General features: G+C 52.0%; 13 protein-coding genes and 1 tRNA gene. 10 read left to right on the top strand and 4 right to left on the bottom strand.

What is annotated here, in order from left to right:
* Positions 1-495 precede the first annotated feature (495 nt).
* Positions 496-1044, top strand: coding sequence for a hypothetical protein (locus INT84_RS16195; protein WP_194207618.1), 549 nt, complete (start codon positions 496-498; stop codon positions 1042-1044).
* A gap of 247 nt (positions 1045-1291) precedes the next feature.
* On the opposite strand, the gene INT84_RS16190 is transcribed toward INT84_RS16195, so the two are convergent.
* The 3 genes from INT84_RS16190 to INT84_RS16180 all read right to left on the bottom strand — a co-directional run bounded on the left by INT84_RS16190 (position 1292) and on the right by INT84_RS16180 (position 3086).
* On the bottom strand, positions 1292-1804 hold the full coding sequence (locus INT84_RS16190; RefSeq protein WP_194207617.1) for a hypothetical protein: 513 nt from the start codon (positions 1802-1804) through the stop codon (positions 1292-1294).
* Positions 1805-2098: 294 nt separating this feature from the next.
* Positions 2099-2611, bottom strand: coding sequence for a hypothetical protein (locus INT84_RS16185; RefSeq protein WP_194207616.1), 513 nt, complete (start codon positions 2609-2611; stop codon positions 2099-2101).
* Positions 2612-2991: 380 nt separating this feature from the next.
* Positions 2992-3086 (bottom strand) — tRNA-Sec (locus INT84_RS16180).
* A 274-nt stretch (positions 3087-3360) separates the two neighbouring features.
* Between INT84_RS16180 and INT84_RS16175 the strand changes: the two genes are divergently transcribed.
* From INT84_RS16175 to INT84_RS16135, 9 genes are all read left to right on the top strand, one after another.
* Positions 3361-4743, top strand: a complete 1383-nt coding sequence (locus INT84_RS16175) for a glycoside-pentoside-hexuronide family transporter (protein WP_194207615.1) — start codon at positions 3361-3363, stop codon at positions 4741-4743.
* Positions 4744-4754: 11 nt separating this feature from the next.
* Positions 4755-7073 carry an alpha-xylosidase gene (gene yicI / locus INT84_RS16170; protein ID WP_194207614.1) on the top strand — a complete coding sequence of 773 codons (2319 nt, stop codon included), beginning with the start codon at positions 4755-4757 and terminating at the stop codon, positions 7071-7073.
* A 337-nt stretch (positions 7074-7410) separates the two neighbouring features.
* Entirely contained in the window at positions 7411-8967 is a 1557-nt protein-coding gene (locus tag INT84_RS16165) for a transcription antiterminator (protein ID WP_176917031.1), read from the top strand.
* Between the two features lie 23 nt (positions 8968-8990).
* Complete coding sequence (locus INT84_RS16160) at positions 8991-9461, top strand: PTS sugar transporter subunit IIA (RefSeq protein WP_176917032.1); 471 nt, start codon at positions 8991-8993, stop codon at positions 9459-9461.
* 21 nt (positions 9462-9482) lie between these two features.
* On the top strand, positions 9483-9797 hold the full coding sequence (locus INT84_RS16155; RefSeq protein ID WP_176917033.1) for a PTS fructose transporter subunit IIB: 315 nt from the start codon (positions 9483-9485) through the stop codon (positions 9795-9797).
* 23 nt (positions 9798-9820) lie between these two features.
* Complete coding sequence (locus tag INT84_RS16150) at positions 9821-10912, top strand: PTS fructose transporter subunit IIC (RefSeq protein ID WP_176917034.1); 1092 nt, start codon at positions 9821-9823, stop codon at positions 10910-10912.
* 11 nt (positions 10913-10923) lie between these two features.
* Positions 10924-11775 (top strand): class II fructose-bisphosphate aldolase, encoded by an 852-nt coding sequence (locus tag INT84_RS16145; RefSeq protein WP_194207613.1) that lies wholly within the window; start codon positions 10924-10926, stop codon positions 11773-11775.
* Between the two features lie 80 nt (positions 11776-11855).
* Positions 11856-12716, top strand: coding sequence for a ketose-bisphosphate aldolase (locus tag INT84_RS16140; protein ID WP_194207722.1), 861 nt, complete (start codon positions 11856-11858; stop codon positions 12714-12716).
* 53 nt (positions 12717-12769) lie between these two features.
* Positions 12770-13453, top strand: coding sequence for a D-lyxose/D-mannose family sugar isomerase (locus INT84_RS16135; RefSeq protein WP_194207612.1), 684 nt, complete (start codon positions 12770-12772; stop codon positions 13451-13453).
* Positions 13454-13493: 40 nt separating this feature from the next.
* On the opposite strand, the gene INT84_RS16130 is transcribed toward INT84_RS16135, so the two are convergent.
* Positions 13494-15224 (bottom strand): AsmA family protein, encoded by a 1731-nt coding sequence (locus INT84_RS16130; protein ID WP_194207611.1) that lies wholly within the window; start codon positions 15222-15224, stop codon positions 13494-13496.
* Positions 15225-15260 lie beyond the last annotated feature (36 nt).

Raw genomic sequence — 15260 nt, 5'->3', positions numbered from 1 at the left:
TAAATATTGACATGCAATGATCAATTATCTTGAGCTTGTAACCAAGCCTTGTAATAATAGAAACTTAAGACAATCACTCTGATTTTTCAAACTTATCTCAAAGTTACAGTCTTCCGCCTTTGGCACATTGCAGACAGGTCCCAAGGCCGATTTCGGTCTCGGTGAGTACTTCCGTCAGATAAAGTGTAAATGCGTTTGGCGCGGGGAGAGTCTGAATCACGTCAGAGCCGATTAACTTCTCAAATGTAAATGGCTTAGGTGTGAAAGTGAAATGTCAGATACTCATAGGTCGAAGAGAAAAGTGAATGTAAATTTGACGCGAAAATATTACCTAGTTAATATTAAGTTAGGTGGTGATGGTCACCTGGCGCCTGTTTCGCAAAGCAATAGCCCATCGTTCAGTAGATCCCCAAACACTTGGCCGCCATACATTGTAACGCTGCCCGGTTAGCAGGCTATCGGTATCCATAGCGTTATAATATTGGAGGTACAGTCATGTCTGACTACTCATGCCTAAGCATTCTCAAAACCCGCGCAAAAAAATTAGTTCGCATTCAGAAAATTAAGCTATCCGAGGCACTCGAAGTCGTTGCTCGTGATGCGAAATTCAACAGCTACCATGAACTAACCGAAGTTGCAAAGCGTGACCCGCTGGAACAACGGCTTGTTCTCGCCGCAATGGGCGAAGATACTCCAGAGGAAGTGATTTATCGTGGTGAAGTTTTCAACGCTATCGATCGCGAAGTAGAAGACATGCTTTCCAGCGATATAGCGGAAACGAATGCCTATGGTTTCAGTATTGAGAATTTGGAAGCGACAAAGTTAAATTACGACTCCAAACGGGGGATTCTGACCGTCCAAGCCATATTTGATTATCAGGGTGAACAAGATCCTGAACGCCCTTTCTCTGGTTCGTCCTTTGAAATTGTTGCGAAAATGGAGTTGTTGCTTCGCGATAATGAATGGAGTTTCGTGGAAGACAGTCTCGAATTAACCTCAGTTACTTCTAATGTTAACGATGATGGGTACGATTTAGACATGTAACATTAAAAGGCACTCCAAACGTTTGGCGGAGTGCCTTTTTTAATAACTAAATCTAGTTAAAACTAACGAGCCATCCTATAAATATTCGTCTTAGCTGTACACAGCAGCCAGGGAGTGGGCTGGCATGTCCGTTAAGAGCGAGAAGTGGACACCTGTATGGAGTATGGAGATAACTGAACACTCTGAAAATGATACAAAATCCGTATATTAATTATCCCGCATTCCCGTTTCGTCAAATAACATAACCCTATTGTTTGCGGCCTGTTTTATTGTAGTGATAATAAGAGATTGCACTAGCAAAATAGGATTTTGTTATTATCAAGAAAAAATCCAACAAGTCTGCAATGTTATCAATATCAATATTCGGTTTAGTTTTGCTTTCTTTGGTGATTTTCATGTAGAAGTCAACAAATTTACTTTTTTCTTTATCCGTGATTTGATAATTTAATTGATGGCTAATTTTATTTCTTATACTATTAAAGTCTTTTATTCTTAAGAATATTTCATTATATGGAACTTTTGCAGGTTCATGTTGTATTAAAGCTATTTTTTGTGAAAAAGTGAGTTTTGCATCCTCCCAAGATAGCGAAGGATATCTTAACCTAAGATAATCAGTGATATACTTTTCAATGCTCAAGTGCGCAGTAAGAAACGCCCCTATGAACTCAACGTCAACCCCATCAACACGCTCCCATATACTTTTGTTTTCATTAGCCATATCTGTATACACAGCGGTTGATGCCAGATCTTTCCAGTCCATGTTTAATCCTTTTCAGTGCGAAATTAACATGTTTAAATTTCACCCAACTCAAATTTTAATGAGTAAACATAATGGTTGCACGAAATGCTATTAAATACAACTCTTGTTAAAGAGAACCCTACCGATCCATAAGTTTTGCCTAAAGTATAATTACAATCCAAGATAAGGCTAGAGTTGTTATAATTATGCAATTAGCACAAGGCGGAAAATTTCTAGATGTTAAGGACTAGCTAATAGCTAGCATTGAGTGCTGAGATATTTAATAAGTCGCCTCGATTTGGAATTGAAAGTTACCTAGCGATTAGTCTTTGCGGAATCATGCATTTCGCGTTCAATCTCATTTAAAACCTCTTCTGTTAAGCCGTATTTAAGCGCAGCATTATGTGATATTGGGTTTAGAATATCTTCAATGGAGTTAAACAAAGCAATCGAATTATTAAGCTCCTTGATCATATCATTGCGTCCATTTTCACTTATGAAATCAAGTGCATGTTCAACAAAAAAAGAATGGGCTAACCAGTTCCTTTTTTTTAAGACGGTAGAAAGTATATCTTCGATATCCTTATCCAATATGTCTAGTTTCCTGATTAGCTTTATAAGCTGCCCCATCGTTTTCTCAGACAACTCTTTATCAAATCTATCAAAGCCTTCTTCCCACGTATCACGGGTAGAGAAAGTAGGTACATTTTTTATAAAGAAATCGAAGAAAATCAGCAGTTGAACTATAGACTGCTCTACACACTGTGCTCTATACATTGCAAGACCAAAGTATGCGTAGACCTCTTTACAATGTTCTGAAGTGTCCATGATGACCTTATCATTTCAATTTTTCTTCACTCTATATATATCATGGTGGTTGCAATGTCTGCTACTGGCACAGAGCGGTCAGCCAGATTAGGTTTAGCCATCTGCCAAAACTGTATCACGTCAAATCTGAACCAATACATATTATAATTTTCTCATCCTTTAGATGTGCTAATGAATTCTATCTAAAATACCCCATTATCTGAAACAATAGATATCATTCCCTGGCGTTTTATACCGTTCTGCGCCAGTTACTTACATTTACTTGATGGTTGCCTGATCCGAGTACTTTTCCACACTTCACTAGTCAGTTTTACATCAGTGATGGGGATTTTTAACAGGTCATTCTGGGATTAAAAAGGTGTTATATAGGAAAGGAATTTTGGCGGAAGATCACAGGAGTCGAACCTGCCCGGGGCCGCTGGCGGTCCCAACTGGATTTGAAGTCCAGCCACCTCACCGGAGATGACGATCTTCCGCGCCTCGATTGCTACATGGAGGCGGGCGCATTATAGCTACTTCCTGCGGTTTCCACATCCCCCATGTGACTTTTTTCACTCCCTTACTACCAAAACATCCCTAATCTGACATAAATCCTCAACAAATCCACACGTTACGATTTTTCCCTACCGCGATCACAGAAAACAAGAAACATAATCTGATAACCAGAAAACGGAATACTCCCGCCCGCCAGGATGATTTAAAAAGCTCTTCAGCAGTACCACGTACCTTACCGCATCAAGGAATGAACAATGAAAAGTCAGATACTTTCTGTAAAAGAGAAGATTGGCTACGGCATGGGTGACGCCGCCAGCCATATCGTTTTTGATAACGTCATGATGTTTATGATGTTTTTTTATACGGATATTTTCGGCATCCCGGCGGGGTTTGTCGGCACGATGTTTTTGCTCGCCCGCGCGCTGGATGCCATCTCCGACCCCTGCATGGGGCTGATTGCCGACCGTACCCGCAGCCGCTGGGGCAAGTTCCGCCCGTGGGTGCTGTTCGGCGCGCTGCCCTTCGGTATCGTCTGCGTGTTGACCTACAGCACGCCGGATCTCAGCATGACCGGCAAAATGATTTATGCGGCGGTAACGTATACCCTGCTGACGCTGCTGTATACCATCGTCAATATCCCCTACTGCGCGCTGGGCGGCGTGATTACTAACGACCCGACGCAGCGCATCTCGCTGCAATCCTGGCGCTTCGTACTGGCGACGGCGGGCGGGATGCTCTCAACCGTGCTGATGATGCCGCTGGTCGAGCTGCTTGGTCGCGGCGATAAAGCATTTGGTTTTCAGAGCGGGATCGCGGTGCTGTCGGTGGTGGCGTTCCTGATGCTGGCGTTCTGCTTCTTTACCACCAAAGAGCGTGTGGTCGCGCCGCCATCCACAACCGCGATGAGCGAAGACCTGCGCGATATCCTGAAAAACGATCAATGGCGCATCGTCGGCCTGCTGACCATCCTCAACATTCTGGCGGTATGCGTGCGCGGCGGTGCCATGATGTACTACGTCACCTGGATTATGGGCGCGCCGGGGTTGTTCACCTGGTTCCTGACCACCTACTGCGTGGGCAACCTGGTTGGTTCGGCGCTTGCGAAGCCCATCACCGACCGCCTGTGCAAGGTCAGCGTCTTCTGGGGCACTAACGCGCTGCTGGCCGTGTTTAGCGTGGCGATGTTCTTTGTGCCGCTGAGCGCCAATATCGTGATGTTCGGCTTTATCGCCATTATCGGCGTGCTGCATCAGCTGGTCACGCCTATCCAGTGGGTGATGATGTCCGATACCGTCGATTACGGCGAGTGGTGCAACGGCAAACGCCTGACCGGGATCAGCTTTGCCGGGACGCTGTTCGTGCTGAAGCTGGGCCTGGCACTGGGTGGCGCGATGATTGGCTGGATGCTGGCTGGCGGCGGTTACGATGCCGCGGCCAAAACCCAGAACAGCGCCACGCTCTCTATTATCATCGCCCTGTTCACCCTTGTACCGGCCTTTTGTTATCTGCTGAGCGCCATTATCGCCAAACGCTTCTACCTCCTGAAAACGCCGTTGATGAATCATATTCTTGAACAGGTCGCGCAGGGCAAGCGTCGCGATACGCAGTCGCCAGTGGGCAAAGCATTGCAGCACTAAAGGAGCATGTTATGAAAATCAGTGATGGAAACTGGCTAATTCAACCGGGGCTGAATCTTATTCACCCGATCCAGGTGTTTGACGTCGAGCAGCAGGGCAACGAGATGGTGATCCATGCCGCGCCGCGCGACGTGCGCGAACGCGCCTGGCAACTCGATACGCCGCTGTTCACCCTGCGCTTTTTCTCGCCGCAGGAAGGCGTGGTCGGCGTGCGCATCGAACACTTTCAGGGGGCGCTGGATAACGGTCCGCACTATCCGCTGAACGTAATGAAGGATGTGCAGGTAGAAATGCGCAACACGGAGGCGTTCGCCGAACTGAAAAGCGGCAGCCTGAGCGTGCGCGTCACCAAAGGCGAAAACTGGGCGCTGGATTTTTTGCGTGACGGTGTGCGCATTACCGGCAGCCAGGTGAAAAATAACGGCTACGTCCAGGACAGCAATGACGCGCGCAACTACATGTTCGAGCGCCTGGATCTGGGCGTCGGCGAGACGGTCTATGGCCTCGGCGAGCGCTTTACCGCACTGGTGAAAAACGGTCAGACGGTGGAGACCTGGAACCGTGACGGCGGTACCAGCACCGAGCAGTCGTATAAGAACATCCCGTTTTACCTGACCAACCGCGGCTATGGCGTGCTGGTCAATCATCCGCAGTGCGTCTCGTTTGAAGTGGGTTCCGAGAAAGTCTCGAAAGTGCAGTTCAGCGTCGAAGGCGAATATCTGGAATATTTTGTGATCGACGGCCCGACGCCGAAAGAGGTACTCAACCGCTATACGCAGTTTACCGGTCGTCCGGCGCTGCCGCCTGCGTGGTCGTTCGGGCTGTGGCTGACCACCTCGTTCACCACTAACTATGACGAAGCGACGGTTAACAGCTTTATCGACGGCATGGCGGAGCGTAATCTGCCGCTGCATGTCTTCCACTTCGACTGCTTCTGGATGAAAGCCTTCCAGTGGTGTGATTTTGAGTGGGACCCGGCGACCTTCCCGGACCCGGAAGGGATGATCCGCCGCCTGAAGGCGAAAGGGCTGAAAATCTGCGTATGGATCAACCCCTATATCGGCCAGAAATCGCCGGTTTTCAAGGAGCTGAAAGAGAAGGGCTACCTGCTGAAGCGTCCGGATGGCTCGCTGTGGCAGTGGGACAAATGGCAGCCGGGGCTGGCGATTTATGACTTCACCAATCCGGACGCCTGCCAGTGGTACGCCGATAAGCTGAAAGGGCTGATCGCGATGGGCGTTGACTGCTTCAAGACCGACTTTGGCGAGCGCATCCCGACCGATGTTGTCTGGCATGACGGTGCCGATCCGCAGAAAATGCATAACCATTACGCCTACATTTATAACGAACTGGTGTGGAACGTGCTGAAAGAGACCGTCGGCGAGAAAGAGGCGGTATTGTTTGCGCGCTCGGCCTCCGTCGGTGCGCAGCAGTTCCCGGTTCACTGGGGCGGCGACTGCTACGCCAACTATGAGTCAATGGCGGAAAGCCTGCGCGGCGGGCTGTCAATTGGTCTGTCCGGGTTCGGGTTCTGGAGCCACGATATCGGCGGCTTTGAAAATACTGCTCCGGCACACGTCTACAAACGCTGGTGCGCGTTCGGGCTGCTCTCCAGCCACAGCCGCCTGCACGGCAGTAAGTCCTACCGCGTGCCGTGGGCCTATGACGACGAATCCTGCGACGTGGTGCGCCACTTTACTCAGCTTAAATGCCGCCTGATGCCGTACCTGTATCGCCAGGCGGCGACGGCGAATGCGCAGGGTACGCCGATGATGCGCGCCATGATGCTGGAGTTCCCGGACGATCCGGCGTGCGATTACCTCGATCGGCAATATATGCTCGGCGACGCCATAATGGTGGCTCCGGTGTTCAGCGAGGCGGGCGAGGTACAGTTTTATCTGCCGGAAGGGCGCTGGACGCACCTGTGGCGCAATGATAAACTCGCAGGCAGCCGCTGGCATAAACAGACCCACGACGTGCTCAGTCTGCCGGTTTACGTGCGCGAGAACACGCTGCTGGCGCTCGGCAATAACGACCAGAAGCCGGATTACGCGTGGAATGACGGGACCGCTTTCCAGCTATTTGCGCTGGAGGACGGACATACGGCGACCTGCGAGGTTCCGGCGCAGGACGGTTCCGTGATCTTTACGCTGACGGCGAAGCGTGAAGGTCGCGCCATTATTGTCAAAGGCGACGGCAAGGCGAGCGGCTGGACGCTATGCCTGCGCAACGTGGCGCAGATCGCCGGCGTGCAGGGCGGCGCGCAGAGCGCCAGCGATCGGGGCGTGGTAGTGACCGCCACCGGCAATGACCTGACGATTACCCTGTAAAACGGCCATCCTCTCTCTGTTAGGGAGAGAGGATGTTTTTGATTGCTGACCACCCGGCGGCGGCAGATTATTTATCATCACCCTCACGCTTTTCTCCTTTTACAATAATTCATATTTGTGATCGCTATCACTCATATTTATCGCGAAAATGTGATCTGTCCTGAAATTAATTCCTTATTGACTTCTGTTCCTGTTTTTGTCCGGAATTCCGGACACGATTTAGTATTGTGATTTAATCAACTGACTTTTATATTTATGCTTACAGAATATTTATGGAGCTTAAGTCGTAAAAAAAGCATTCCGTGGGGTTAATCTGGTATGTAATAAGGGTAAAAAAATGCAAACAATTACCTCTCGACAAAACAGATTATTAAAGTTTCTCCTGCAACGACGAGAATATGTCACGCTGCTAAAAATTGCGGAATATCTTAATGTATCCGAGAAGACCATTCAGCGCGATCTCCGGGAGCTGGAGCAGTGGCTTGCCGAACGTAAAATCACTATCGATAAACGCGCAGGTTCCGGCGTGATGTTATTAGCAGAAAACGTTACCGATTTTTTGCAACTGGATCTGCCAGTGAGTGGCGAAGGCGATGATGCCGATGTGATGTTAAATAATTCCCGGCGGGTAAAAATAGCCTCGCAGTTATTGAATGAAACGCCACATGAGACATCCATCAGTAAATTATCCGAACGTTATTTTATCAGCAGCGCGTCCATTGTTAACGATTTAAAAATTATTGAATCATGGATCGCCCCGCTGGGATTATCACTGATTCGCAGTCAAAGCGGAACGCATATTGAGGGCAGTGAAAATAGCGTCCGTCAGGCGATGGCCTCGCTGATTAATGGCATTATTAATCATAATGAGACCGGAACGATTATTCATTCACGGCTTGATCCGGGCAGTTATAAGGCGCTGGTGCGCTATTTTGGTGAAGAGGATGTGCTTTTCGTTCAGACGCTGTTACAGGATATGGAAAAGAAGCTCTGCTGGTCGCTGGGCGAGCCCTATTACGTGAATATCTTTACCCATATCCTGATTATGATGTACCGCATTACGCGGGGCAACGCGCTGCCTAAAAAAGAGGAGAGCACCCCGCCGTTCGATGAAAACGTGTTTACCATTGCCCGAGGGATGCTGCGGCGTATAGAGAAACATATCGCCCATCCGCTGCCTGAAGATGAAGTCTGGTTTATCTATCAATATATTATTTCCTCCGGCGTGGTGGTCGAGGAGCGGGGCGATATCCGTAACCCTGGCAATATGCATTCCAGCGATGAAGCGCGGCTGATTACCGGGCAGCTCATCGCGACGTTCTCCGCCATGGTGGATAGCGATTTCCGTGATGACGCCGCGCTGTATGATGGTTTGCTGATCCACATAAAGCCGTTAATTAACCGGCTGAATTATCACATTTTTATTCGTAACCCGCTTCTGGAAGATATTAAAGGCGAGCTACAGGACGTCTGGAAACTGACGCAGCGTGCGGTGAATCAGGTATTTAGCGCCTGGGGCGAGGCGGCGGTGTCGGAAGATGAAATCGGTTATCTGACCGTGCATTTTCAGGCGGCGATGGAGCGGCAGATCGCACATAAACGTATTCTACTGGTGTGTTCTACCGGTATCGGAACGTCGCATCTGCTGAAAAGCCGTATATTACGCGCCTTTCCGGACTGGACGATTGTCGGCGTGGTCTCTGCCAGCGGTTTGCAGACGTTTCATGCTAAAGACGATATTGAACTGGTGATCTCCACCATCAATTTACCGGCGGTCGATCTGCCGGTGGTGTATGTCACCGCCTTTTTTAATGATGCCGATATTAAACGCGTTACCGAAGCTGTCATTACCGAAAAATTACACCATGCGACAAGTGTTGTCGTCGGAAATTAATTTTATCTCCATGAGGTAGGACTATGGACATAAGTAAAATTCTGAATACGAATCGTGTTCTTTTAGATATGAAGGCGAAAAATAAAGAGGAGGCGATAGAGGAATTAACCGATCTCTTACAGCGAGATGGCGCTATTACCTGCCGTGATACGTTTATTCAGGATGTCTGGCAGCGCGAAGCGGAAGGGTCGACCGGTTTTGAAAACCATATTGCGATCCCGCATGGTAAGTCCTCCGCGGTGGTCAACACGACGCTGGCCATTGGTCGCACGCGGCATGACATTCCCTGGGAGACGCTGGATGGTAGCAGCGTGCGGTGCATTATTCTGTTTGCCGTCCGCCTCGAAGATCAAAATACCACCCATATTCGCTTATTGTCACAGGTCGCCGGGGCGCTTGCGGACGATGACATTATTAACCAACTGCTCGAAGAGAAAAGCCCGCAACGGATTATCGATCTTTTTAGCCAGTACGCTGAATCGGATGTTTGCTAACTATTTTAACGGGAGCATGTCATGAATATTGTTTGTGTCGCCGCCTGTACTGCGGGCATTGCGCATACCTATATTGCCCGCGAAAAACTGATTAAAGGCGCGAAAGCGCTGGGCCATAATATCAAAGTAGAAACGCAGGGAACTATCGGCACAGAAAATGAATTACCCGCGGAGGATATTGCAGCCGCTGATGTCGTGATTCTGGCCGTGGATGTAAAAATAAAAGGAGAGGAAAGATTCAAAAATAAAAGGATAGTTCGCGTTAAAACGGAAGTTGTTATTAAATCGCCAATTCAATTTCTTGAAAAGGTGGAAAAATCAATTGCTAATGCATGATCCTTATTCTGGAGGGATCTCACATGAGTGAACATAAAATTCCGGTGTCGCAGGAAATTAAAAAACATCTTTTGACGGGAATTTCCTGGATGATCCCGTTGATTGTCGCGGCGGGTATATGCATTGCCCTTGGGCAGATATTAGGCGGTACCAACGTTGGCGAGAAGACAGGATCGGTTCCGTGGATGCTGAATCAAATCGGCGGCTGGGGTATGGGGCTTATTGTTCCGCTGATCAGCGCCGCCATTGCCTATTCCATCGCTGACCGTCCCGGTTTCGCCCCCGGCCTGATTGTCGGGTTTGTGTGTGGTGAAATTCATACCGGTTTTATCGGCGGCATGCTCGGCGGATTTTTAGTGGGCTATACCGTGCTGCTGCTGAAACGCTATATCCGGTTGCCGCAGTCGATGCAGGGGCTGATGCCGATAATGGTACTGCCGGTACTGAGCACGATTATCGGCGGTCTGCTGATGATGACGCTCATTGGTAAGCCAATCGCCTGGTTGCAGGATGCGCTGATCCACATGCTCGAATCGATGCAGGGCGGATCACGTTTTCTGATGGGGGCCATCCTCGGCGCGATGGCGACGTTCGATTTCGGCGGTCCGGTGAATAAAACCATGTCGCTGTTTGCCGATGGCCTGCTCGTCAGCGGAGTGTACGGGCCGGAGGCCGTCAAGTTTGTTGGCTCTATCATTCCGCCGTTCGGCATTACGCTGTCGTTTCTGCTGACCCGCCATAAATATACCCGCGCCGAGCGTGAAGCGCTGAAAGCTGCTTTCCCGATGGGCATTTGCATGATTACCGAAGGCGTGATCCCTATTGCCGCCCGCGATTTGCTGCGGGTTGTTGGCTCCTGCGTGGTGGCCTCGGCGGTGGCTGGCGGGTTGATTATGGTATGGGGCGTGGAAAGCCCGGTGCCACACGGCGGCATGTTTGTGGTACCGCTGTTTACCCATCCACTGCTGTTCTGCCTGGCGCTGGGTATCGGCACCGTGATTTGCGGCGTCATGCTGTCGCTGTGGAAGAAACCGGTGACCGAGCGGGATGAGGAGTTTGACGAGTTAAGCGATCAGAAAGTGAAAGACGAAGAGATCACCTTTACCCTGGAATAACCGGAGGCCGTATGTTTGCCGATATGAAAAGTATGGTGACAAAAGCCTGGCGTGAGCATTATGCGCTGCTGGCGATTAACTGTATGAATCTGGAAAGCGCCCGGGCGGCGATCCGCGCGGCGGAAACCCATCGCGCGCCCATTATCCTCAATCTTTATCAGGGGCATCTTTCCCACTTCCCGGCCAGCGTCGCCGCCTCCGTGGTAAAAGCGCTGGCGGACGAGGCCGCGGTGCCGGTGGCGCTGAGTCTGGATCATGGAAAAGAGCCTGCGTTGATTTATCAGGCGTTTCGCGCCGGTTTTAACGGGTTGATGATTGATGCCTCGGCATTTCCGCTGGCGGAGAATATCCGCCAGACGCGGGCGGTGGTCGAGCTGGCCGCCAGTGCAGGAGTATGCGTGGAAGGCGAACTTGGTCATCTGGCGGATGCGCCGCGCTATGACCATGCCGCCAATGTCGATTTGATGACGCAGCCCGGCGACGTGGAGCCGTTTATCCGCCAGACCGGGATTGACCTGCTGGCGGTCTCCGTCGGCACCGCGCACGGCATGTATGCGCCCGGCGTGACGCCGAACCTCGATTTTGATCGGCTGGCGGAGATCGCCCGCCTGTCGAGCGTCCCTCTGGCGCTTCACGGCGGTAGCGGTACTCCGTTCGATCAGCTCGCACGTTGTCCGGCGCTGGGCGTGGCGAAAATTAACGTCGGCGCGGCAATCTTTGAGGCCGGGAAAGCCGCATTGCTACATACGCTGTGCCATGACAGCGCCGCTGAACTGGCCGACGTGATGGTCGTTATGGAGCGGGCCAGTGAAGAGGCCATAACCCCTTACCTTCAGGCATCCGGCGCGATCGGCAAAGCCTGATTTCATTCCTGTAACGCCTTATATGTCAGCGCGTCAACGCCCTGGCAGGGCTTACTACACTCTGAAACTGGAGAATGATGATGTTAGTTTCGATGAAAGAACTGCTGAAACCCACCCGCCAGCACGGTTTTGCCATTGGCGCATTTAACGTGGCGGATAGCTGCTTTATCCGTGCCGTGGTTGAAGAAGCTGAAGCGACCAACACCCCGGCGATTATCTCTGTTCATCCCAGCGAGCATGACTTCCTCGGCGACAGCTTTTTCGGCTACGTCCGCGAAATCACCCGCCGCAGCCCGGTCCCGTTCACGCTGCACCTCGATCACGGCGCATCAGTAGAGCACGTGCTGCGCGCCATCCAGTGCGGTTTCACGTCGGTGATGATCGACGGCTCGCTGTTGCCCTACGAAGAGAACGTGGCGCTGACCCGTGAGGTAGTCAAACTGGCGCATGCCGTGGGTGTCTCCGTGGAGGGGGAGCTGGGTACTATCGGGCAAACCGGCACATCCGTGGAGGGCGGCGTTTCTGAAGTGACGTATACCGATCCGGCGCAGGCGGAGGATTTTGTCGCCCGGACCGGCGTCGATACGCTGGCGGTGGCGATTGGTACTGCTCATGGCATCTACCCGAAAGGGATGCAGCCCAAACTCCAGATGCACATCCTGCGTGAGATCGCTGGCCGCGTGTCCATCCCGCTGGTACTGCACGGCGGTTCCGCGAATCCGGACGCGGAAATTGCCGAGTCGGTAACCCTGGGCGTCGGCAAAATCAATATCTCCAGCGATATGAAATATGCCTACTTCCAGAAAGTGCGCGAAATTCTGGGTAAAGAGACCTGGTGGGATCCGAATGTGATTTACCCGGAACCGATTAACGCCGCGCGTGAGGTCATTCGCTACAAAATGAAGCTGTTTGGTTCAACCGGTAAAGCGACGCTCTATTAAGTCCTGCGAGGCGGGTTTGCCCGCCTCAGATGGCGTCTGCACAGGAGGCTAACATGAAGCGTTCATCAATAAATTACGCGATAGATAAGGCGCACGCGGTCGCGGAAGGCTTTCGGCTGTGTTTACCTGATTTCGCTTACTTTACCGCAGAGGCGTGGCGGCAACAGCCGCTGGACGAATGGCAGGAAGTGCTGGATTTACAGCTTGGCTGGGATATTACCGATTTTGGCCGGGGAAATTTTGCCGATACCGGATTAACGCTGCTGACCTTACGCAACGGCGCGCTGCATAATGCGCGGTATCCGAAACCCTACGCCGAAAAAATGCTGCAAATTCAGCAGGACCAGCATACGCCCTGGCATTTTCATACGCATAAAATGGAAGATATTCTCAACCGGGGCGGTGGCGATTTATGTATGCAGTTGGCGTGGTCTACGGAGGATAATCAACGGGACCTGCGGCGGACTATCGACGTTGCCGTGGACGGGCATCGCCGCACTCTCCGGCCCACGGATACGCTGGTGCTAAAGCCGGGGCAGGGCGTTTGCCTTCCCCAGCGGCTTTATCACCGTTTTTGGGCGGAAAAATCGCTGGTGCTCGGCTGGGAAATTTCGATGGTGAATGACGACAGGCAGGATAACCATTTCCTTGAGGCAGGCGAACGCTACTCCACCGTTGAAGAAAACGAGCCGGTGAAGTGGCTGCTGTGTAATGAGTATCAGCGTCTGGTCGTTTGAATTATAACGCTACTACGATGGTGGCGTTTCTCCCTCTCCCTCAGGGAGAGGGCTGGGGGGAGGGTGAAACCACCGGCACCGAACCCTCGTTTCCGCCACTCACCACACCGCCGCGCATCGTCTGCGTCACCTGCTGCTTACTCATATTCACCGCCCGCAGTTGACCGTTCACCGACGGTTTCAGCGGCGCATCGGCCTGTAAAGTCCCGCTGGCGGTCAGTTGCACATTGCCGTCGCCGGAAATCGGCAGCGCGGGCCATCCCCACTGTTGCAGGATAGTCAGCGGCACGCCGCGCCCGTTGAGGCTGACGTTAAGCTGCCGCTGTGGAAGCTGCGACACCGTAGCGGTGGCCTCCAGCAGCCCTTTTTCCGTAAAGGCGCTCAGTTCGCTGATATTCACCGTCGAGGCATTAGCGTTAAGCTTGATAGACGGCCGACGAACGTCCACCCGATTAAACGTCCCGGCGGCGGCGTTCAGTCCGCCCGCACCGCCCCAGATCCCCCACTGGCGATTTTTTGCCACCTGCAAATAGCTGCCGTAGCCGTCGAGCGCCGTAAGCTGCCACGGAAACGCCGGGTCGATATCAATCACCAGATTGCGGCTGGCATTCAGGCGGTTAATCGTCACGCCCTGTAACCACGGCGGGAGCTGGGTCATCCACAGCTGTTTCCAGTTAGGCGGCAGGGTGTATTCCAGCCCGGCGAGCGCAAAGTCGTCCAGCACCAGCGTTTTACCGTCGCGCAGCCAGTTGCCTGACGTGCGGATCATGCCGCCTTCCCAGCGCGAAGTGAACTGGCGCAGCGCCACGCCCTGCGGAGAAAACTCGGCGTTAAGGATGGGATCGTTCAAATGCAGCGAGCCGTAGATAAACTCGCTGGCGTTCATTGACAGCTTACCGCCCTGGCTTTGCCAGTCCTGTTTACTTAGCGTCAGATCGCGCAGGCTGAGGTCGAGGTCGATAATCGCCCAGTCAGGCCCCTGAAGCTGTGCGTCCGTTACATCCAGACGGTTGATTTGCAGGGAAGGCACGGTCGTTAGCGGTGCAAAAAAGTCCGCCAGAGTTTTATCACTTTGCAGGCGGATGTCGTTCATTTGCAGGCTATCGACGATCCAGCCGCCGTCGGCATTACGCCGCGCGGTGCCGGTTAGCGAGCCGCGCGCCAGATCCGCGCCAATGGTGCTCAGATTAACGTTATTGTGATCGATACTGCCCTGAATCAGCACGTTGCTGGCAGGTACGCCGTTCAGGGTCAGCGACCCGGCGCTCATCATGATATCGGCTTTACTCCCGAGGACATTTCCCGCTTCCGGCAGCCACGGGCTTACGCCGCCGGTGACGCGCTGGGCGCTGAGATCCCAGCCGGTCTCCGGGCTATTAAACGCCATATTTATTAACTGGAGACGGTCCGCGCGGATCGCCAGCGGCGCGGTGGCGGGCGACAGGTTCAGGGTGCCGTCCTGCAAAATAATGGCGTCCGCGTGCAACGGATCGGTGAACTGGCGGCTGCTCAGCCCGATATCCACGGTTTTGGCATCCAGCGTGGCGGGTTTGCCGTCGCGGCCGAACGTCACGTTTTTTAATAAAATATGCGAAGGCGATGAGAAGCGGTGATCGATGGCGTCAAACGTCAGCTGGTAGTCGCTGTTATCGCTGATCCAGCCGCTGACCTGTTTCGCTCCCCAGCGCGTCTGAACAAGGAAGTAGAACGCGATAATGACCACCAGCACGGCGATCAGAACCCAGGCGATCAGTTTTCCGAGAAATTTCATGGTCATCCTTCCCGAGAAATAAACATAAGGGAGTTA

Origin of the sequence: Superficieibacter sp. 1612_C1 (genome assembly GCF_015234305.1) — a bacterium.
Taxonomy (GTDB): domain Bacteria; phylum Pseudomonadota; class Gammaproteobacteria; order Enterobacterales; family Enterobacteriaceae; genus Superficieibacter.
This window is presented reverse-complemented; position numbering and strand designations above follow the sequence as displayed.

Coding starts and splice junctions, on each gene's coding strand:
- INT84_RS16195 (WP_194207618.1), top strand. CDS start 496: ATGTCTGACTACTCATGCCTAAGCATTCTCAAAACCCGCGCAAAAAAA.
- INT84_RS16190 (WP_194207617.1), bottom strand. CDS start 1,804: ATGGACTGGAAAGATCTGGCATCAACCGCTGTGTATACAGATATGGCT.
- INT84_RS16185 (WP_194207616.1), bottom strand. CDS start 2,611: ATGGACACTTCAGAACATTGTAAAGAGGTCTACGCATACTTTGGTCTT.
- INT84_RS16175 (WP_194207615.1), top strand. CDS start 3,361: ATGAAAAGTCAGATACTTTCTGTAAAAGAGAAGATTGGCTACGGCATG.
- yicI (WP_194207614.1), top strand. CDS start 4,755: ATGAAAATCAGTGATGGAAACTGGCTAATTCAACCGGGGCTGAATCTT.
- INT84_RS16165 (WP_176917031.1), top strand. CDS start 7,411: ATGCAAACAATTACCTCTCGACAAAACAGATTATTAAAGTTTCTCCTG.
- INT84_RS16160 (WP_176917032.1), top strand. CDS start 8,991: ATGGACATAAGTAAAATTCTGAATACGAATCGTGTTCTTTTAGATATG.
- INT84_RS16155 (WP_176917033.1), top strand. CDS start 9,483: ATGAATATTGTTTGTGTCGCCGCCTGTACTGCGGGCATTGCGCATACC.
- INT84_RS16150 (WP_176917034.1), top strand. CDS start 9,821: ATGAGTGAACATAAAATTCCGGTGTCGCAGGAAATTAAAAAACATCTT.
- INT84_RS16145 (WP_194207613.1), top strand. CDS start 10,924: ATGTTTGCCGATATGAAAAGTATGGTGACAAAAGCCTGGCGTGAGCAT.
- INT84_RS16140 (WP_194207722.1), top strand. CDS start 11,856: ATGTTAGTTTCGATGAAAGAACTGCTGAAACCCACCCGCCAGCACGGT.
- INT84_RS16135 (WP_194207612.1), top strand. CDS start 12,770: ATGAAGCGTTCATCAATAAATTACGCGATAGATAAGGCGCACGCGGTC.
- INT84_RS16130 (WP_194207611.1), bottom strand. CDS start 15,224: ATGAAATTTCTCGGAAAACTGATCGCCTGGGTTCTGATCGCCGTGCTG.